14 protein-coding genes and 1 pseudogene are annotated in these 19586 nt (G+C 66.0%); 12 read left to right on the top strand and 3 right to left on the bottom strand.

What is annotated here, in order from left to right:
* The first annotated feature begins 258 nt into the window (after positions 1 to 258).
* The gene (locus AQI70_RS10495) at positions 259 to 1701 is read left to right on the top strand and encodes a DNA phosphorothioation-associated putative methyltransferase (RefSeq protein WP_062148246.1); all 1443 of its coding nucleotides are present in this window, start codon (positions 259 to 261) and stop codon (positions 1699 to 1701) included.
* On the opposite strand, the gene dndA is transcribed toward AQI70_RS10495, so the two are convergent.
* On the bottom strand, positions 1702 to 2847 hold the full coding sequence (gene dndA / locus AQI70_RS10490) for a cysteine desulfurase DndA (protein WP_062146839.1): 1146 nt from the start codon (positions 2845 to 2847) through the stop codon (positions 1702 to 1704).
* A 287-nt stretch (positions 2848 to 3134) separates the two neighbouring features.
* Between dndA and dndB the strand changes: the two genes are divergently transcribed.
* The 9 genes from dndB to AQI70_RS10445 all read left to right on the top strand — a co-directional run bounded on the left by dndB (position 3135) and on the right by AQI70_RS10445 (position 15567).
* Positions 3135 to 4274 (top strand): DNA sulfur modification protein DndB, encoded by a 1140-nt coding sequence (gene dndB / locus AQI70_RS10485; protein ID WP_062146838.1) that lies wholly within the window; start codon positions 3135 to 3137, stop codon positions 4272 to 4274.
* Positions 4271 to 5851: a DNA phosphorothioation system sulfurtransferase DndC gene (gene dndC / locus AQI70_RS10480; protein WP_062146837.1), complete on the top strand. Its 1581-nt coding sequence runs from the start codon at positions 4271 to 4273 to the stop codon at positions 5849 to 5851. Before dndB ends, dndC begins: the two co-directional genes overlap by 4 nt.
* Positions 5838 to 7865, top strand: coding sequence for a DNA sulfur modification protein DndD (gene dndD / locus AQI70_RS10475; protein WP_062146836.1), 2028 nt, complete (start codon positions 5838 to 5840; stop codon positions 7863 to 7865). Before dndC ends, dndD begins: the two co-directional genes overlap by 14 nt.
* The gene (dndE, locus tag AQI70_RS10470) at positions 7855 to 8235 is read left to right on the top strand and encodes a DNA sulfur modification protein DndE (protein WP_062146835.1); all 381 of its coding nucleotides are present in this window, start codon (positions 7855 to 7857) and stop codon (positions 8233 to 8235) included. Before dndD ends, dndE begins: the two co-directional genes overlap by 11 nt.
* A 595-nt stretch (positions 8236 to 8830) precedes the next feature.
* A complete protein-coding gene (locus AQI70_RS10465) occupies positions 8831 to 10666 on the top strand; it encodes a hypothetical protein (RefSeq protein WP_062146833.1) in 1836 nt (611 codons plus the stop codon).
* Positions 10666 to 12816 carry a DEAD/DEAH box helicase family protein gene (locus AQI70_RS10460; protein WP_062146831.1) on the top strand — a complete coding sequence of 717 codons (2151 nt, stop codon included), beginning with the start codon at positions 10666 to 10668 and terminating at the stop codon, positions 12814 to 12816. Before AQI70_RS10465 ends, AQI70_RS10460 begins: the two co-directional genes overlap by 1 nt.
* A 47-nt stretch (positions 12817 to 12863) precedes the next feature.
* On the top strand, positions 12864 to 13049 hold the full coding sequence (locus tag AQI70_RS10455; protein ID WP_062146829.1) for a hypothetical protein: 186 nt from the start codon (positions 12864 to 12866) through the stop codon (positions 13047 to 13049).
* Complete coding sequence (locus AQI70_RS10450) at positions 13046 to 15103, top strand: AAA family ATPase (RefSeq protein WP_062146828.1); 2058 nt, start codon at positions 13046 to 13048, stop codon at positions 15101 to 15103. The genes AQI70_RS10455 and AQI70_RS10450 overlap by 4 nt, the downstream gene beginning before the upstream one ends.
* Positions 15103 to 15567 (top strand): DNA phosphorothioation-associated protein 4, encoded by a 465-nt coding sequence (locus AQI70_RS10445; protein WP_062146826.1) that lies wholly within the window; start codon positions 15103 to 15105, stop codon positions 15565 to 15567. The genes AQI70_RS10450 and AQI70_RS10445 overlap by 1 nt, the downstream gene beginning before the upstream one ends.
* A gap of 924 nt (positions 15568 to 16491) precedes the next feature.
* Here the strand turns inward: AQI70_RS10445 and AQI70_RS39590 are convergent.
* The gene (locus AQI70_RS39590; RefSeq protein WP_167358895.1) at positions 16492 to 17373 is read right to left on the bottom strand and encodes a hypothetical protein; all 882 of its coding nucleotides are present in this window, start codon (positions 17371 to 17373) and stop codon (positions 16492 to 16494) included.
* A 92-nt stretch (positions 17374 to 17465) separates the two neighbouring features.
* Positions 17466 to 18284, bottom strand: a pseudogene (locus AQI70_RS38435) (IS5 family transposase); the annotation flags it as partial.
* A 409-nt stretch (positions 18285 to 18693) separates the two neighbouring features.
* Here AQI70_RS38435 and panD point away from each other — a divergent pair.
* Both panD and AQI70_RS10420 read left to right on the top strand, forming a co-directional pair.
* Positions 18694 to 19116 carry an aspartate 1-decarboxylase gene (gene panD / locus AQI70_RS10425; protein WP_062146818.1) on the top strand — a complete coding sequence of 141 codons (423 nt, stop codon included), beginning with the start codon at positions 18694 to 18696 and terminating at the stop codon, positions 19114 to 19116.
* A gap of 53 nt (positions 19117 to 19169) precedes the next feature.
* Positions 19170 to 19514, top strand: a complete 345-nt coding sequence (locus AQI70_RS10420; RefSeq protein ID WP_062146816.1) for a GNAT family N-acetyltransferase — start codon at positions 19170 to 19172, stop codon at positions 19512 to 19514.
* Positions 19515 to 19586 lie beyond the last annotated feature (72 nt).

Below are 19586 nucleotides of genomic sequence, written 5' to 3'. Positions count from 1 at the left end.
GCTGACGGGCCGGGTCCGTTTGTGGCGAAGCCCGTTAGCTGCTATCGCTGTGACAGGGCTGTTTCCTGCACCGGCGCCGCCAGGGAGAAGTCTCGGCGGTTACGCACGGGCGACGCCCGGGGTGTTGACTGCGGCTACTGCCTGCTCCCGCTGCGGTGGGGGGCTGGAGGTGTCAGGTTTGCCGGTTGCGCGCGCGGGATGGCCGTGGGCCTTCTACGCTGCCGCTAACGGTGCTTCGGGCTGAGTGCGGGTGTGGCGATGGAGCGGGTGTGGGGCAGCGAGCGGCGTCGGACGGCGATCGGCCGGGCGGTGCTGTCGCTGCCGGCGCGGCAGGCGCTGGCGGATCGGCAGCTGCTGTCCGGTCGTACGGTGCTGGACTACGGCTGCGGGCGTGGCGACGACGTGCGGGCGCTTCAGCGGCTGGAGTGCCAGGTGGCGGGCTGGGATCCCTTCTACTGTCCCGAGCCGCAGCCCCGGGCCAGCGATGTGGTGCTGCTGACGTATGTACTGAATGTGATCGAGGATCCGGCGGAGCGCCGTCGCACGCTGGTGCGGGCGTGGGAGCTGGCCTCGACGCTGCTGGTGGTGTCCGCGCGGCTGACGTGGGAGAGGTCGAAGGTCCGTGGCGAGGAGTTCGGCGACGGGCTGCTGACCACTCGGCAGACGTTCCAGCACCTGTATGGTGCCGGCGAGCTGCGGGAGTACGTGCAGCAGGCGACCGGTGTCCGCGTGGTGTCTGCGGCGCCGGGGGTGGTGTATGCGTTCAAGGACGACCGTGCCCGCCTGGACTACCTGGCGCACCGGGTGGTGCCGGATACACAGTGGCTGGCGTCGCAGGACACCGCTACGGCGGTGAGCGCACTGGTCGATTTCTGTGAACGGCGGGGCAGGCTTCCGCTGATCGAAGAGATGCCGCCGGAGGTGGCGCAGATGCTGGCGCATCTCAAGCCCGTGGAGCTGACTCGTCTGGTACGGGACGGTGCGGATACCGGGCGGATGACGGAGGGCGCCCGGCGTTCGACCCTGAACGCCCTGCTGTATCTGGCGGTGCAGCTCTTCCACGGCCGCGGTCCCTTTGCCGGTCTGCCGGTGGCACTGCAGCAGGATGTGCGCTCCTTTTTCCGATCCTACAAGGAGGCGTGCCAGCGGGCGGACCGGCTGCTGCTGAAGCTGCGCGACGACGCCTATGTCCGAGGCGCGATGCATGCCTCCGCGGCCGGCAAGCTGACGCCGACGGCACTGTACGTGCACCGCCGGGCGCTTGAGCGGATCCCGACGGTGCTGCGGCTGTATGAGCACTGCGCGTCGATCGCTGCGGGGCGGCCGGCGAAGTGGACGGTGGCGAAGCTCAAGCACCGGGGGCGGGCGGTGTCGTGGCTTGACTACCCCGACTTCGATACCGACCCGCATCCGCGTCTGGCCTCCTCCTATCTGGTGGACCTGCACACCCTGGAGGCGTCGCACCTGTCGTATGCGGGCTCTTCCAACCGGCCGCTGCTGCACCGCAAGCACGAGTTCCTGGCCGCGGATGATGCGGATGCAGCCCGCTACCGGCGGCTGACCGAGGCGGAGGTGCGGGCAGGTCTGTATGAGCACCCGCATCTGATCGGCACGGAGGTGGGCTGGGAGGCAGAACTGGCCCGGTGCGGCCGGCAGCTGCGCGGGCACCGTCTGGTGCGCCGCCCCGGTGGCCCGGAGTGATCACCTCGCTGCCGGCTGCATGCGGGCGATGGTCTCGGCGAGCGGGAAGGGGTCGAAGTCGGCCGTCTGCGGTGGGAACCAGGAAAGGCGCAGACCGTTGGCGGCCACGGCGTCGTCCAGGCCCATGGCCTGAAGGACGTGGCTGGGAGTGTAGGAGGCGCTGGTGCAGGCGGAGCCGGTGGCGACGGCGACCTGATCCTTGAGCCGGACGATGAGCGCTTCGGCATTGAGGTCGTCGAAGCTGATGTTGAGGATGTGGGGGACGCTGTGCTCGGGGTCTCCGTTGAGGTGGAAACGGGTCGTGCCGAGCGCGGCAAGGATCCGCTCGCGCATTGCCCTCGCCTGGCGCTCCCATGTCTTCCGGCTCTCGGCGAAGAGTTTTGCGGCCTCGTACAGGCCCATGATCAAAGGCACCGCGAGGGTGCCGGGGCGCAGCTTGCGCTCCTGCCCGCCGCCGAACATGATCGGCTCCAGCGGCGCCTTGTCCCATCCCCGTCGGCGGGTGACGAGCGCGCCGACGCCCTTCGGCCCGCCGATCTTGTGGCCGGAGATGCTGATCAGGTCGATGGGGGCCGTCAGGTCGGCAGGAACCTTGCCGTAGCCCTGGGCGGCGTCGACGTGTAGGTAGGTGGGCGTGGCCCGGAGCTTCTCGGCGAGCTCAGCGACCGGCTGGATGACGCCGGTCTCGTTGTTGACGTGCATCAGTGACACCGCCAGGGTGTCCGGGCGCAGCCGCTCCAGCACCGCGTCGGTCGTGATGCGGCCGCTGGGGCCGGGGGAGATGAAGTCGACATCGAAACCGCGGGCATCGCGCAGATGGGTCAGTGGCTCGAGCACCGCCTTGTGCTCGATGGCGGAGGTGATGATGTGCTTGCGTCCCGTGCGCTCGCCGTGCGGCGCCAGCCCGAGCAGAGCGATGTTGTTGGACTCCGTCGCCCCGCTGGTGAAGATCACTTCTTCCGTCTTGGCGCTGACCGTGCGGGCGATGAAGGCACGCGCCTGCTGCACCGCCTTCTTGGCGCGGGCACCGTATTCGTGGGTGCGGCTGCCGGCGTTGCCGAACTCCTCGGTCATCCAGTGCAGCACGACGTCGGCGACCCGCGGGTCCACCCGGGTCGTCGCCGCCGCATCCAGATACGCCACCATGAGCGCTCACCCGCCTCAGAGCCGTCCGTCCACCCAGCACGTCAAGTGCTTAACGTACACGCCGACGAGACGGAGTGCGACGCACCCCTCCGGCAACGCCCAGGTATGCCCCTCAGGCATGCTGAGCGGCGCGCACACGTCTCATCTTCCCTCCTCTGCCCCCGCGTTGGGCTCCGTCGCAGGAGTACGGTGCTGCACCGGTCCGTACGTTACCTGGCGGGTTGAGTACGTCGGTGAAGAGGTGACGTACGTTTTATGGGAGACGTACGTTGCGCTACAGTTCACGGGTGAAGACGGAGGCGGCGAGCAGAGCCGCGGGGCGGGTGGTCCCGCGTGCCTCAACAGGATTCGAATACACCTTCCCGGCGATCCGGGGGGTGCAGGCTGGGCGGGAGTTCTACGCGTCGATGTGCCCGCTCCGGCTCATCCCGAAGATCTTCCTCTTCGACGAAGATGATCTTTCGGCGGAGCTGCGGGCCCAGCGTGTGCTGAACAAGGGGCGCCTGCCGGCGCTCGCCCGCTACATCCTGGATAACCCCGACGACTACGTCTTCAGCGCCCTGACCGCCTCGGTGGACGGGGACATGATCTTCGAAAGCCAGGGCGGCGAGGGTGTGGCCCACCGCACCGGGCAGCTGCGCATCCCGATGGACGCACGCTTTTTGATCAATGACGGGCAGCACCGCCGCGCCGCCATCGAGCTCGCCCTGAAGGAAAACCCGGACCTGGGCGACGAGACGATCGCCGTCGTCTTCTTCTGTGACGCCGGACTCGCCCGCTCCCAGCAGATGTTCGCCGATCTCAACCGGCATGCGGTCCGCCCGGCCCGCTCCATCGGTGTCCTGTACGACCACCGCGACCCCAACGCCCAGATCGCCCGTGCGCTCACCGAGCATTCGGCTGTCTTCAAGGGCTTCGTGGAGATGGAGAAGAGCACCCTTTCCGCCCGCTCGCGCAAGATGTTCACCCTCAGCGCCCTGTACTACGGCAACCAGGCGCTGCTGCAGGGGCTGGAGCTGAACCAGGACGAGGCCACCAGCCTGGCGCGCGCGTTCTGGGAGGCCGCCGACCGCCTGCTGCCCGAGTGGGAGCAGGTGCGCTCACGGCAGCTGTCCGCGCAGGAAATGCGCCGGGACTTCATCCACAGCCACGGCATCGCCCTACACGCCCTGGGTCGGGTCGCCAACACGATCCTGCGTGAGACCACCAGCGCTGCGAAGTGGAACAAGCGCATCGCGCCCCTGAAGGACGTGAACTGGTCCCGGGCGAACGCGGACTGGGAGGGACGGGCCATCGTCGGAGGCCGCGTCTCCAAAAGCCATCAAAACGTGACACTCACCGTAAATTACCTGCGTCAGCATCTCGGGCTGCCCCTCAGCCCCGAGGAGCAGCGTGTCGAAGACGCATACCTGCGAGGCGATGCATGAGCACCATCCCCCTCAACCTCGGACTCACCCCCGTGCGGCGCAAGCCCTTCAACGGCCGCTCGCTGGACGAGGTGACCGAGCAGCTGACGGACGAGATCCGCGAGCTGTACACCGCCGACCAGGTGCCCTGGGTCATCGGATACAGTGGCGGCAAGGACTCCACCGCCGTCCTGCAGCTGGTGTGGTTGGCGCTGGCAAGCCTGCCGCCGCAGCAGCGCACCAAGACCGTGCACGTCATCAGCACCGACACCCTGGTGGAAAACCCCGTCGTGGCCGCCTGGGTGTCCACCTCGCTCAAGACCATGGCGGACGCCGCCCGCGCACAGGAGCTGCCGATCGAGCCGCACCGGCTCACCCCGCAGATCAAGGACTCCTTCTGGGTCAACCTGATCGGCCGCGGCTACCCCGCCCCGCGGCCGAAGTTCCGCTGGTGCACCGAACGGCTGAAGATCAAGCCGTCGAACTCCTTCATCCGCAGCGTGGTCGCCGCACACGGCGAAGCGATCATGGTGTTGGGGATCCGTAAGGCGGAAAGCCAGGCCCGGGCCCGGGCCATGGAAAAGCACGAGAAACGCCGCGTGCGCGACCGTCTCTCGCCCAACGCCAACCTGCCCAACTCCCTCGTCTACAGTCCCGTCGAGGACTGGACCAACGACGACGTGTGGGAATTTTTGATGCAGGTCCAAAACCCCTGGGGCTACAACAACCACGACCTGCTCACCATGTACCAGGGTGCCTCCGGCGACGGCGAGTGCCCGCTGGTGGTGGACTCCACCACCCCCTCCTGCGGTTCCAGCCGCTTCGGCTGCTGGACCTGCACCCTCGTCGAAGAGGACAAATCCATGTCCGCGATGATCCAGAACGATGAGGAGAAGGAGTGGATGCTCCCGCTGCTGGACCTGCGCAACAAGCTGGATGCCCCCTTCGGCCACTACAAGGAGGGCGATGAGGACATCCCGCCGAACCGCAAGCCGGGCGACCCTCGCCCAGACAAGCCCGCCCGGGACTTCCGCCGGATGAACGGCTCCGTGATGCTGTTCAAGGACGACGCCATCCACGGCCCCTACCTTCAGTCCTACCGCGAGCAGTGGCTGCAGGACCTGCTGGAGGCCCAGACCTGGATCCGTGCGCACGCTCCCGAACACGTCCAGAACATCGAACTGATCACCCTCGACGAACTCCACGAGATCCGCCGCATCTGGGTGTTCGACAAGCACGAGGTCGAAGACAGCGTTCCGCGGATCTACCAGCAGGCCACGGGGGAGGCATTCCCCGGCGGACCGCTCGACGAGCAACTCGTCATGGGCTCTGACGAGATGGACGTGCTCAAAGAGGTCTGCGACGGCGACGACCTGCACTATTACATGGTGCGCGAACTCCTGGCCGTCGAGCGCAAGTACCGCACCATGGCCCGCCGCTCCGGACTTTTCCAGGCACTGGAGAAGGCCGTGCAAAAGGGTTACTACGACAGCCATGAGGACGCGGTGGAATTCGCTGCCCGCAAGAAGCAGTGGCGGGACGACATCGCCGAGAACCTGACCTTCGACGACGAAAACGAACTCGATGCTCCTGCGTAAGATCACCCTCGAAGAATTCGGGGCCTACCGCGGAAAGCAGTCGCTGAACCTCACCCCGAAGAAGAACAAGCCGGTTATCCTGATCGGCGGGCTTAACGGGTGCGGCAAGACGACCCTGCTCGACGCCATCCAGCTGGCGCTCTACGGCAACCGCGCCCGCTGTAGCGGTCGTGGCACCAAGACGTATGAGACCTATCTGCGTGAAAGTATCAACCGCCAGGCAGACCCCGCCCGCGGCTCCGCCGTCACGCTGGAGTTCACCGTCCTTTCCGGCGGCCAGGAACACTACTACCGCGTCGTCCGCAGCTGGCACACCAGCGGAAAAACCCTCAAAGAGTTCCTCAACGTCTACGTCGACGAAAACTACGGCGAACGCGCCCCCCAAGGCCGTACCCCGAAGCCCGAGGCCAGGTTCAACCGACTGCTGAGCGAGGGCTGGGCCGACCACGTTGAGTCCCTGCTGCCGCTGGAGATCGCCTCACTCGCCTTCTTCGACGGCGAGAAAATCGAATCCCTCGCTGACCCCGAGCGCGCCGCATCCGTGATCGAATCCGCCGTGCACTCCCTGCTCGGCGTCAGCACCGTCCAGCAGCTGCGCACCGACCTGCTGGCGCTGCAGCGGCGGCAGAAGCTGTCGGAGGAGGAACAGCACCTCCTGGACAACATCCGCGCCCAGGAGCGCGAGCGTGAGGAGGTCAAAAACGCCTACGACGTCGCTCACCAGGAACTCGCCCAGGCCAACACCGACCTGGGCAAGGCACAGCGCAAGCTGGAGAGCCTGGAAGAAGCCTTCGCCAAAGAAGGCGGCCACCTGTTCACCCGGCGGGTAGAGCTGGAAAACAAACGCAAGCAGGTCGCCGGCGAGCTGGACCAGGTACGTGCCGACCTGGTCCAGCTCGCCGCCGGCCCGCTGCCGCTGCTCATGGTCACCCCCCTGCTTGCGGACCTTCGCGCCCAAGCCGCCAGGGAACAGCAGGCCCAGCAGTCGGCGCAGGTTCTTCAGGTGCTGCAGGAGCGCGACACCTGGCTGCTTGAGCTGCTGTCCGAAACCGAGCGGGAAAGACTGCTCGCGCAGCTGGAAGCAGACCGCGCCAGCCGCGCGACCGCCGCGCAGCTCGAGGTCGATCTGCAGCTGCCGCACGATGCGCTGACCCAGCTCACCATCCTTGAGGAACTTCTCGAGCGCGACACCCGCCGCAGTCACCACCTGCTGAGCGCAGCTGCCGAACTCACTGAGCAGCTGGATCAGCTCGACCGCCAGCTGGCCGGCGTGCCCGCCCAGCACAAGGTCGAAGCCCTCCAGCATGCCCGTGAAGAACAACTGGTCGTTGTGGCCCAGCGCCGGGCCGACCACGAACGCGCCGCCATCCGCCTGGAGGAGCTTAAACGGCGCCGCGAACACGTCACCACCCTGCTGAAGCGGGCTCATGACGAGTTCGTGCGAACCAAGGTCAAGGCAGAAGAAGTCGAACGCATCATCAAGTACTCGGAGAAAGCCCGCGACACCCTCGAGCGTTTCGGCTCTGCCCTCCTCAAGCGGCACATCAGCCGGCTCGAAGTGGCCGTACTGCAGAGTTTCAAGATGCTCATGCGCAAGCAGGGGCTCGTCCAGGATCTGCGTATCGATACGGACAAGTTCACCCTTACCCTCACCGACACTGACGGCGAGCGGATCGACCCCGCCCGCCTGAGCGCCGGCGAACGCCAACTGCTGGCCGTATCCTTGCTCTGGGGACTGATGCGGGTCGCCGGAAACCGGCTGCCCAGTGTCATCGACACCCCCCTGGGGCGGCTCGACTCCCGCCACCGCGAGCACCTCGTCGACCGCTACTTCCCCCACGCCAGTGACCAGGTCCTGCTGCTGTCGACCGACGAAGAGATCGACGAACACCTGCTGGGCCGCCTGAAGAAGTCCGTCGCCCATACCTACACTCTGGTCCACGACGACACCGAGTTCACCACCAGTGTCGTCGAGGGTTACTGGTGGAGTGAGGGAGCCCCGCATGTCCGTTGACACCGTCCGCCTCTCGCAGCCGGCCAAGGACCGCCTGACTTACCTCAAGCGCACCACCGGCATCACCCAGTGGAACGTGCTGTGCCGCTGGGCGCTGATGCTCTCCCTCAAAGACCCGTCTACCCCGTTGGTCAAGGACATCGTCACCGACTCCAACGTGGAGATGACCTGGAAGACCTTCGCCGGTCAGCACGGCGACATCTACCTGGCCCTGCTCAAGCAGCGCTGCGTGGCGATCGGAGAGGACCCTTCGGACGAGAACGTCGCCCGCATGCTGACGGTGCACCTTCACCGCGGCATCGGCTACTTGGGAGCGGACAAGGAGATGGCCACGGCCGAAGGAATGGTCCGCACCGTCATCCCCGCCTGACCGGCGGGTGCTGGCCGGCGCAGACTTTCAACGGTGAAACACGGCGCCCCAGCCATGCCGCCAGGCTAGGCCGGGGGCCTGCCCATCCCGGTGGAGGCTGGCGTCGGAGGGGGAAGAAACCCGACGACGCCCGCTTGCGGGCATACCTGGCCTGCCGGTAGCTGCGGACGGATACCCCGCGGTGCGGCGGCCCACCGCCGCACCCGGTGACCGGACGGTAGCGGCACTGCCTACGGGACGCCGCGTCGCGGCCACAGGCCTGGCTGAAAAAAGCCTGTCCTGCTGTACAACTTCGGCGGGAGTCGGGTGTCTTATAGGGCAGGGGGACGTTCGACCGCACGGCAGCGCCCCGTGGCGGCACCTGCCCCACGGGGCAGCTCGAGTGGCACCGAATACCTTCCACTCCGCCTCGCAGCGGGGTGTACGCAGCCGCTCGACAGCAGGGACCGGAACCAGCACCAATGCCCAACCTTCGCCCCGATCCGCATGCAGCCCGCGCCCGGGCCGCAGCGTCACCGCATCCGCAGGCCGGGACACGGACGCGATCGAGCCGCGGCGCGTTGGCCGGCGGCTGCGCCGCACCGGTGCGGCGCGCATGAAGATCTACTGGCACGATGCCGCGACACCCGCCCACCACCCTGCGGTTGCCCTGCTGTACAGCTGGTTCACCCACCTCACCACGAGCCAACAAGACCTCCTGCTGCGCCACGTCTGCACCCAGGACCCACTCACTCTCACCCGTCTGGCAGCCGAGCACGGTGTGCCCTGGCACGTCATGCGGCAGACCCGCAACCAGCTCCCGGGTGCACTCGACCAGGCGCTTAACCAGGACGCGGCGGCACACGCCGCGGTGGACGCAGTCGGCCAGGAACTACGCGTGCCCACCGACTGGCGGCAGATGGTCACCCGCCACCCGTGGCTGGCAGCAGCGGTCAGCGACCGGCATCACCTCACCGCACTCCAGCTCCTGCTCGGGCTGCGCTGGCCCGACGCGCTGCAGGAGACGTGGCTGTTCGACGACAACATCGAGGACTGTAAAGTAGCCACCCTCGCCGCGCTCGCACTGCAGCCTCTGGAGTGCATGAGCCTGGAGACGGTCCGGCGCCGCCTTGCCCAGGCGGGCGTGCCCGTCCCGCCTGAACCAGCACGCCTGCAATGCTGGCTCGCTTACTGCGGACTGCACTGCCAGCCCGCCCCCGACGGCAGTGCCACCATGGTCTGCCGTCCTGCCGCACTCCACCCCTCAATCACACAAGGTAACGGATGCGGTGGTGCGACGCAGATAGAAAACGAGACACCACCACCCACGCTGTTGCTCTCACATTGCCTTTCGCGCCTCTCGGTGCTCTTGCACGCCCAACCCGCCCATCCCGCCACCTCGTCCGGAATCAGCCTCGGGGACCTTCTTACGCGGGCGGATCACCTGGAGGGCGAACTCGGGCAGCTCGCCCGCGCCGTGCGGGACGCCATAGCAGCCGCGCCCGGCACATGGACGGCGGGCACCGGCGACGCGCGCCGCAGCAGCCTGCCACCCACAGCGCCCCTCCCTGCCCAGCTGGGCGCACCCGCCGCCAACACCACCGCCGTCCGCCACCCTGCCGCCGGCGACGGCCACACCCGCGCGGCATGGCTACACCGCCTCGCTGCCAACCTGCACCAGCTGCAGGCGCACCTCACCCACCGCCCCACCGCCAGCGAGCCCCCCGCCGCCGGGGACACCACGGACCGATCCCGCTGGCTGCGCACCGTGCAAGACGACGCGCGCACCGTCCTGCTGAGCCACCCCACCCCCCTGACGTCGGCACAGATCGCCGCCCGCCTCAACCGCAAGGTTCACCTGCGCACTCTGCGGAAGATCCTGGCCGACGACCCGCACATCCTGGTGGTGGCACACGACACCTTCAGCGCCGCCCTGCTCTCGCCGGACGCCCCCGCCCCGCAGCCGTCGCCCCGCGCCAACCCTCACCTCGACAGCGCAGCTCAGGCACTGGCCACCGCCGGGCACTCGCTGTCCACTGCCGAGCTGAAACAACGCGCCCGCCTGACCATTCAAAACGCCTACCTCAAACAGAAGCTAGACGCCGACCCCCGCTTCCAGCGCAGCGCGAAGGACCAGTGGGCGCTCACCGAATGGGACCTGCCCGTCTACAAACCCATGAAGGAACTCGTCGGCGACCTGGTCGACCGCCACGGCGGTTCCGTCGACGCCGAAGCGGTCATCCACCAGCTGCGAAATGACTTCGGCATCAAAGAAGCCAGCCTGCGGCAAGTCATGTCCTCCCCGCCGTTCACCGCCCGTGGGGGAGTGGTACGCCGCCTGGCCGAGGTCGAAGACCCCCCCGCTCCCAGCTCCCACACCTGCCCCACCGAAGTCACTGACGAGGACGTCCCCACCGCGGACGACCTGATCAAGAGCATGGGACTAATCTGATGCAACCCACCACCATGCTGCGCGACACCGACCCGGCCCCGGAATACCGCAGCGACCGCGGGAACATCATCGAGGACTTCTATCTGCCGGCCCTGCGCGCGGCATCCCATTACGACCGCGCAGTCGGCTACTTCACCTCCTCCAGCCTCGCCCTTCTCGGCCAGGGACTCAACGACTTCACCGACCGTGGCGGCACGATACGCATCATCGCCTCCCCCTACCTCGAACAGCAGGACATCGCCGACATCGAAGCCGGCTACGCCCTGCGTGTGGTGCTGGAACGAGCGGCCCTGCGCGATCTGACCCAAGCCGTCGAAGAGCCGCACGCCGCACGCGGCCTCGGCAAACTCGGCCGCCTGGTCGCCGAGAGCCGGGTGGAGTTCAAACTCGCCTACGTCGCCAGCAACAACCGGGTAGGCATGTACCACGAGAAGATCGGCATCTTCCGCGACGGCCGTGATCTCGTTGCCTTCAAGGGCAGCGCCAACGAAACCCGCTCCGGTCTGGTCGGCAACTTCGAATCCATCGAAGTCTTCCGCAGTTGGGACCCCCGCGACGCCGACCGTGCCCTGCGCATCAGCGAGGACTTCGACGACCTGTGGCACGACCGCACCCCCCTACTGCGCGTCCTGCCCTTCACTCACGCCGCCAGGCAGGTCATCGAACAAGCCGCCCACCGCACCGCCGCCCGCGCCGACCTCGACCACCTCCCGCCCCACGGGGCACCCGTGGCTGTCGAGGAACCGCGCAACGACACCCCGGGCACGCTCGCCATACCCCGCGACCTGATCGTCCGCGATTACCAGAAAGAGGCCGTCCACAACTGGTTCACCCACCGCGGCCGCGGCCTGTTCCGCATGGCGACCGGCACCGGGAAGACCCTCACTGCCCTGGCCGCCGCCGCGCAGCTGACCACTATGCTGGCAAGGCAGAACAAACCGCTCCTCACGGTGATTGTCGTCCCCTACCAGCACCTGGTCGACCAGTGGGCCGGGGACATCGCCCGCTTCGGAATGACACCCATCCGTGCCTACGAAGCCACCAGCAACTGGTACGCACGCGCCTCCGACCTCGGCCACGCCCTCACACTCGGCGTCGCCCGCGCAGGCGTCATCGTCACCACCAACAAAACCTTCGGCGACGCCCCCTTCCAGCGCCTGCTCGCCGACTACACCGGCCCGCTCCTGCTGATCGCCGACGAAGCCCACAACCTCGGAGCCGCCCGGCTGCGCACCAAACTCCCGCCCAACGCCCACTACCGCCTGGGTTTGTCCGCCACCCCCGAGCGCTGGTTCGACGACGCCGGCACCGAAGCCCTCACCGACTACTTCGGCGACATCGTCTTCGAGCTGGGCATGGGAGAAGCCATCCAGCGCGGCGCCCTGTGTCGCTACTCCTACCACCCCGTCCTGGTCGAACTCGACGACGAAGAAGCCGAGCTGTACGTCACCGTCACCGCCAAGATCGCCAGGCTGATAGCAGCCCACCAGGGCACCGCCCCCCTGGACGACGACAGCCCGCTGGGCGCACTACTACGCAAACGCGCCAACATCCTCGGCCACGCCCGCGCCAAACTTGCCGCGCTGCACAAGGAACTCCAGGCCAGACGCACCCAGCCCCACCAGCTGATCTACTGCGCCGAAGGCCGCCACCCCCTCGCCCACGAGCACAACCTCGACGAGCCAACCCAACTCGACCAGGTCATGACCATGGTCGGCACCGACCTGCACATGCCCGCAGCCCGCTACATCTCCGACACCAACCGTGCGGAGCGGCAAGCCGTCCTGCGCCGCTTCAGCACCGGAACGGACCTGCAGGCAGTGGTCTCCATGCGTTGCCTGGACGAAGGCGTCGACGTGCCCGCCGCCCGCACCGCCTATCTGCTGGCCAGCTCCTCCAACCCACGCCAGTTCATCCAGCGACGCGGCCGCGTCCTACGCAAAGCAGACGGCAAAGACACCGCCGACATCATCGACTTCATCGTCGTTCCCCCCGGCGGCGCCAGCGCCCTGCAGCACGAGACGGAACGCCGCATGCTGCGCGGAGAACTCGCCCGCGTCGAGGAATTCGCCCGCCTCGCCGACAACGAAGCCGACACCCTCGACCTCCTGCGCCCGCTACGCAAGCGCTACGGTCTGTTCGACACATGATCAGCCGCCCCCCGCCCCGACCCCGCCCATCAGCTGCTGGAGCCGAATTGACCACAGAGCCCGCACCGCCCGCCCTGCGCCGCACCGCCCGCGACGTGCTGAGCGAACTGTCACCCGAGGCACGCCAGCTGGCTCAGATCGTGACGCAGTTGGAGAACGAATACCTGCACATCAACAACCCGACGCAGGTCGTGCCCGGCATCGTCGAGGCGGTCAAGGGACTGGTCAAATGAAACTGCGCCAACTCACCCTCAACAACTTCCGCGCCTTCTATGGCGAACAGATCTTGGATCTGACCACCCAGGACGGCAAACCCGCCGTGCTGATCTTCGGCAACAACGGCGCCGGCAAAACCACCCTGCTCAACGCCTTCACCTGGGCTCTGTACGGCACCTTCTCCGAAGACGTCGAACAACAGCACCGTGTCATCCACGACCAAGCCTGGTCCGACACTGCCTTCGGAGAGACGATCAGCAGCTCGGTGAAACTCGACTTCGAACACGAAGGCACTCGCTTCACGGTCACCCGCGACGTCACCGTCACAAAGAACGCGGACGACCAGGCTCCCGTCACCCCGCGGCTCACCGTGTTCGAAACCCTGCCGGACGGCGAGACCAGAGCCGTCCCCAACGGGCAGGACCGCATCGAGAAAATCCTCCCCGAGGGACTGCGCCGCTTCTTTTTCTTCAACGGTGAGCGCATGGAAAAAATGTTCACCGGCGAGGAGAATAACGACGAGGTAAAGCGCGCCATCAAAACCCTCCTCAACTTGGAGTCGATCGAGCGCGCCATCAACAAGCATCTTCCTGAAGCATCTAAGAAACTGGCCCGGGAGATCGACAAGAAGAGCGACAGCAGACTCAGCGAACTCAGCGACACCATCGAACGCCTCCAACAGCAGCATGCCGCCGTCGACGCGGCAGCTCTGAAGCTGTCCAAGGACGCCAGCAGCTACCAGAACGAGGTGGACGAAGCCGAGCGACAGCTGCGCGCCAACAGTCAGGCTGCCCCCCTTCAGGTACAGCGCGCCCGTCTGACCCGCCAGATCACAGCCGAGCAGGACAAGTTGGCGGAACTCAAAGCCCGCAAGCGGGAACGGCTCTCCAAAAGCGGCTTCCTCGCCTTCACCCAAGGCAACGACGAGACGGTCATGAAGCTGGCCGAAGGCATGCGCCAGCGCCGGGAACTGCCCGCAGGCATCCAGCGCAGCTTCATCGACGGCCTCCTCGAAGACCGCCAGTGCATGTGCGGGCGCCCGCTCGAACCCCACACCTCGCCCTATGAGGAACTCGAACGACGTCGTTACAACGCCGGCTTGGCCGATGTCGAAGCCCGCTGGGTCTACGTCGACGGGCAGATGCGTAATCTGGCAGACGAACGCCAAGCACTCCTGGAGGACCTGAAGCAGAACGCTCAGGACATCCTGGCCGTCAACGAGGCCATCAACCGGCTCAACGCCGAACGCAGCGACGTCGACCGGCAGCTGGAGGGCGTCGACGTCCAAGACGTCCAGCGCCTGGAGCAGCGACGCAAGGAATACCTGGAGAAGAAGACCCGGGCCCTCATCGAACACCAGCAGCGTAAGGACGAGTTCGCCGAGCTCGACAAGCAGATCGATGCCGCCAAGCGCCTCTTCAAGCATGCCGAGGGCGCAAACGAGAAGTCCCGCCGCGTCCAGCGGCAGGTCAACCTGGTCGAGGAGGTGGCAAAAGCGTTCACCGAAATCCTGGTCCTGAAGACCGAAGAGGTCCGCGAGGAACTAGACCGCAAGATCAAAGAGGTGTTCTCCCGCATCTTCATCAAGTCCTACATACCGGAGATCGACGACTCCTTCGAACTGCACCTCAAGTCACCCGCTGGTGTAGCCATCCGCTCCACCGGCGAAAACCAAATCCTCGGCCTCTCCTTTGTCGGAGCCGTCTCCGAAGTCGCCAAGAACCTCCGCGACCGCCGAACCGGCACCGACGACACGCTCGCCGCCGGCGGCAGCATCTACCCCGTTGTCATGGACGCCCCCTTCGGCAGCCTCGACCTCACCTACCAGGAACAGATCTCCCGCGCCCTGCCCGAGCTCACCTCCCAGATAGTCACCCTCCTGTCCCAGTCGCAAGCCCGCGGCAAGGTCATGGACAACCTCCAGGCATCCGCGAGCAGCATGTACGTCCTGCGTTCCATCACCCCCAACCGGCAGGCCCAGGAAGAGACCATCACAATCAACAACCGTGCCGTTGCCTACGTCTCCCACGGAGACTTCGAGCACACCATTCTGGAGAAGGTGACCGTCTGATGCCTACCGTCGACCGCTTCCGCAGACCAGCGCAGCACGAGGACCTGCTCAACGACCTGACGAGCAAGGACGGCCCTTTCCGCACCCTGGTCGAAGCCCTCATGTTCGCCGCCGCCCTCGGCCAGCGTAAAAGCCGGCGGGAGAAGTTCGACAAGCCAGGCGAACCCATTAGGCTCGCCCTCATGGAGGGCCGCCTATACGGTGATGTCCTGATTGATATGATCGCAGCCGTGGAAGTCCAGGAAGACCCAAAAATTCTTGCCGATGATCGACTCGATGAACGAGTGCGCATCTTCGAGGAATACGCCAACGGTGGACTCAGTTACATCCGCGGCGAACTCAACACCGCTGCTACACGTGACCTGGATGTTCTCATCGGCAATCTCGTTATGGAAGCCCTCGCCTCGCCCGAAGAAGATGACGAGGTAGGGGCAATCATATCATCCGCCGACCTCGACTGGTAAGGTGAAGGTAAACAGAGAACAGGTGATGGAACTTTCACGGACAGGCGCACCGAAAAGAGGACTCGCAATTCCTTCGCGAGCCTGGTAGCTCCCTTCCTGCGCTGCCGTTCAGTAAGCGTCATGAGAAGGAATGCTTAGAATTCCGTAATGGGCGCCGCAAACTGTTCTGGCAATTCGGACTGTGCCGTTTCCTGGTGTGACGCTACGGGAAACGGCAGCAGACCTGCACCCGGTGCTCGGTTTGTATCTGGCGTACCCGCACTCACCTGCCGTGCGCTGCGCTTGAACCCTGCGAACACACGAGATGGCAACCGCCGTCACAGTGCCTTTGGGGGTGCAGTGCTAACGCGCTAACACGGGGAAGAGTCTCACCGCAAAGATAGACCCTCGCACAGCGGTGGGGTGCTGTGCAGGTTGCTGCACCCCTACGGCAGTGCACGGACCGTGTGGCGTTCGGCAGGGCGCTCTCCCGTAGCGATCAGCTCCGCAAGCCCCGGAACGAGCGCCTGCTTCAGGCACTGCCTGATGGGCAGGCTCGAGGTAATGGACTATATGCGCCCCGCCTCCCTGCATGAGACACGCCATCTCGCGTTCCGTGTTCGGATCGCCCTAAGCGCCGGCTCTTGAGCGCCCGGCAGGGCGACGCGTTTGACGTACGCGCAGCCCAACGCTGTGCATCCGAAAGGGGATGCCATGCACGTCTGGACAACGCCACACGCCATGCCGCGGGACACCTTGGCATGCAAAGCGTGAAACATGAGCCCGGAGTGTGAAAACGCAGCCCTCGCTCGCGTGTAACGCGCGCGCGAGCACGCGACGATGATGCCGCCTCTCGCGCTGGCGAAGCAAATCCGAGGCGTGGAGTCACCTGTCTTGATCCTGCAGTCACGACCGCTTCGCTCGAATTGGTAACATTCGCCCGATTCAGGAATTTGAAAACGTGAGCGAGATCCGGCTGATGTGCGCTTCCAATTTTCTAAGCGGAAGATCGTCTGTCAATTCCGGAATGCGTTCTCGAGAGCGCCGAAAACGGCTGTTCCAGTGTCGGGGTGCCGCTACCGTGGTGCGCGTGGCTGTAGCCCGCCAAAGCATGCGTGCGGCGCAAGCAGCCTGATTTGTGTTGCTTTCGCACATGGAATGTGAGGAGTGACTTCTCTTGAGTTCTAAGCTCCGTGCGCCGCCCCATCTGACGCACCGTGTTGATCGATACGTGAGCGAACGCCGTCTTTTCGACACGCGAGAGGTGACGAAATGGGCAAGCCCCTGCAGCTCGTGGCTTTCGTGTCTGTGGGAAGGCGCGTCGTCACAGCCTTCGGCTGTGCGCACCGCAAGCGTGGATGAGCCGATCCCCCCGATCGCAGATGCACGGGCTTCAACGTCGCCTGGGTTGCAGGCAGGGTAATCGGTTTCGTGGCCGGCAGCCCCACTAATCCGCTTGCCGGTCACTGCATTCCCGGGCGAGCCCACACCCAGCCTTTCAATCTCCGTCTCAACACCCGTCCTTTCGTAAGAAGGAAGACCCTGATGCTCACGCTTGTCATACTGGTCGTCCTGCTGCTGGTTTTGGTCAGCCTGCTGGTCGTCGGTGCTCTGGCTTACGCCGTTCACCGCATGCCAGTGCTCACCCAACCGGTGACAATCGCCCTGGCCGCTATGGCGCTGGTCATCGCAGTTGTCAGTGTCGTCGTCGCCGCTGGCGTTCGGTGACGGCACCCGGCAACAGGCTTCGACCGCCATTTCCTGAGTGTGACTTGGCATCGTGCCGGAGTGCACCTTGGTGCCGATGACGTCTTCCTCGGCCAGCACCGGCCCGTAGCGCGGATGCGCGACGGGCCTAAGAGGTCGTTTTCTCCCAGTGTTTTATCCGGGAGCAACTGTTTGGTCTGGGGCGTCGGGTCGCGCCAGGAGATGGTGCTCTCGCCGGTGATGAGGCTGACCATGGCGACGTGAATCATGGCTTCGGAGCGAGCAGGAAGAGTTTCGTAGTCACCGGCGAGGCGGCGATGAAGCATGATCCACCCATAGGTCCGTCCCACCGTCCACTGTTTCGGGATGGGGGTGAAGCCCTTGGTCCCAGGGGTGTGGGCGGTGATCTCCATATCGACACCAAGCGCGGCGGCATGTTTGACGAGTTGCTGGCGGTAACCGCCGTCGACTCACACCTTGGGGATGCCGGGATGGTCGGCGGCGACCTGGTCTAGGAGCAGGGTGCCGGCGACGGAGTGCTGCTGCTCGCCGCAGTGACCAGCACGGCGAGCAGCAGGCCGAGCGTGTCGGTGGCGATGCTGCGTTTGCGTCCGACGATCTTCTTTCCGGCGTCGATGCTCTGAACTGAAGGAGGGGACGCTGGTGGAGGTCTTGACGCTCTGCGCGTCGATCACGCGGGCCGACGGCTCGCCGTCCCGTCCTTCCTCCTGCCTCAGTAGTTGCCTGAGCAAGCCGGTGGGCTGGACGAACACGCCCTCGTCCGTCCACTTGGCGAATTAGCCGTAGACCGTGTTCCAGGGCGGGAAGTCGTGTGGGAGGCAGCGCCACTGGATGCCGGTGCGGTCCGCGTACAAGATCGCATCCATGATGTCGCGCAGGTCGTGCTCGGGCGGGCGTCCAAAGCGCAGGGCCCTACGTCGGCGCTCGAGGCGCCAAGCGGCAAGGACCGGCTCGATCAACTCCCGGCGTGCCTGGGACAGATCGCTCGGATACGGGCGTCGCATCGGCATGCTTCCGGCGTACCGCTCTACATCGAGTGCGCCCAAGCGCACAGCAACGACGACGGAAGCACACGGGGCAAGAAGCCGTCCGTTATAGAGCATTAAAGGTGAAAACTACCGCTTTAAAGTGTTCTGGGGGAAGCAAGTCGTCCGGCCACCTCACTTACCTGACGCGTCGTCAAGCGGGTCAGCATCTGATCAGCATCAGTCCCCGAGGTTTCGAAAGTACTGTTCACGCAGACGCCAGCTCAGTGGCGTCACGACAGCCAGGTTTCGCACGAAAGCGCAGGAAGGAAGCCTTCTCGCTAGAGAGAACGATGTTCCTCACAACCTTCGAGTACGATGCACGCCGGTGTACAGTGAAGAACGCCCTTGACCTGTACAAAGCAGGCAGGGAGCCGTCTTCCAGGAGTCCAAAGTGCTGCGTACTCTATTCAAGTCCAAGATCCACCGCGCCACCGTCACCCAGGCCGACCTGCACTACGTGGGATCGGTGACCATCGACGCGGACCTGCTCGACGCCGCCGACCTGCTGCCCGGCGAGCTCGTCCACATCGTCGACATCACCAACGGCGCCCGCCTGGAGACCTACGTCATCGAGGGCGAGCGCGGCTCGGGGGTGATCGGGATCAACGGCGCCGCCGCCCATCTCGTCCACCCCGGCGACCTGGTGATCATCATCAGCTACGCTCAGCTGACCGACGCCGAGGCACGGGCGTTCGAGCCGAGAGTCGTGCACGTGGACGGCGCCAACCGGATCGTGGCCCTGGGCGCCGACCCGTCCGAGCCGGTGCCGGGCTCCGACCAGGAGCGCGGCCCGCAGGCCGTGCCGGTGGCCTGAGCGCCGGCGGCCCGGTGCACAACAGCAGACCGAAGACGGACCAGGAGCGTGCCATGAGCGACATCGAGATCCGCGACGACCGGGCGCCCGGCCGCCTGGAGGCCCTCCAGGGCGACGAAGTCGTCGGCCGCATCGAGTACTTCGTCCTGGAGTCCCCGGCGCGCGCCCTGGTCCCCGTCCACACCATCGTGGAGCCGGCTCACGAGGGCAAGGGCATCGCGGGTTCGCTGGCCCGTGAGCTGTACGGCATCGCGGCACGCGAGGGAGTCGTCGTGGCGCCGCTGTGCCCGTACGTCGCGAAGTGGGCCGAGCGTCACCCCGACGAGGCCCCGGCGCCCGCCCCGGAGCTGCTGGAGGCCGCGACGGACTGGCTGCGGGCGCACCCCGGACGCTTCTGAGCGGTACGGTCCGGGCACTGCTGAAGATCCGGCACGGCTGAAGATCCGGGCAATGCTGAAGATCCGAGCACT

Origin of the sequence: Streptomyces curacoi, assembly GCF_001513975.1 — a bacterium.
Lineage (GTDB): Bacteria > Actinomycetota > Actinomycetes > Streptomycetales > Streptomycetaceae > Streptomyces > Streptomyces curacoi.
Note: the sequence above shows the minus strand (reverse complement) of the source record. Positions and strands in the feature narration are given on the sequence as shown.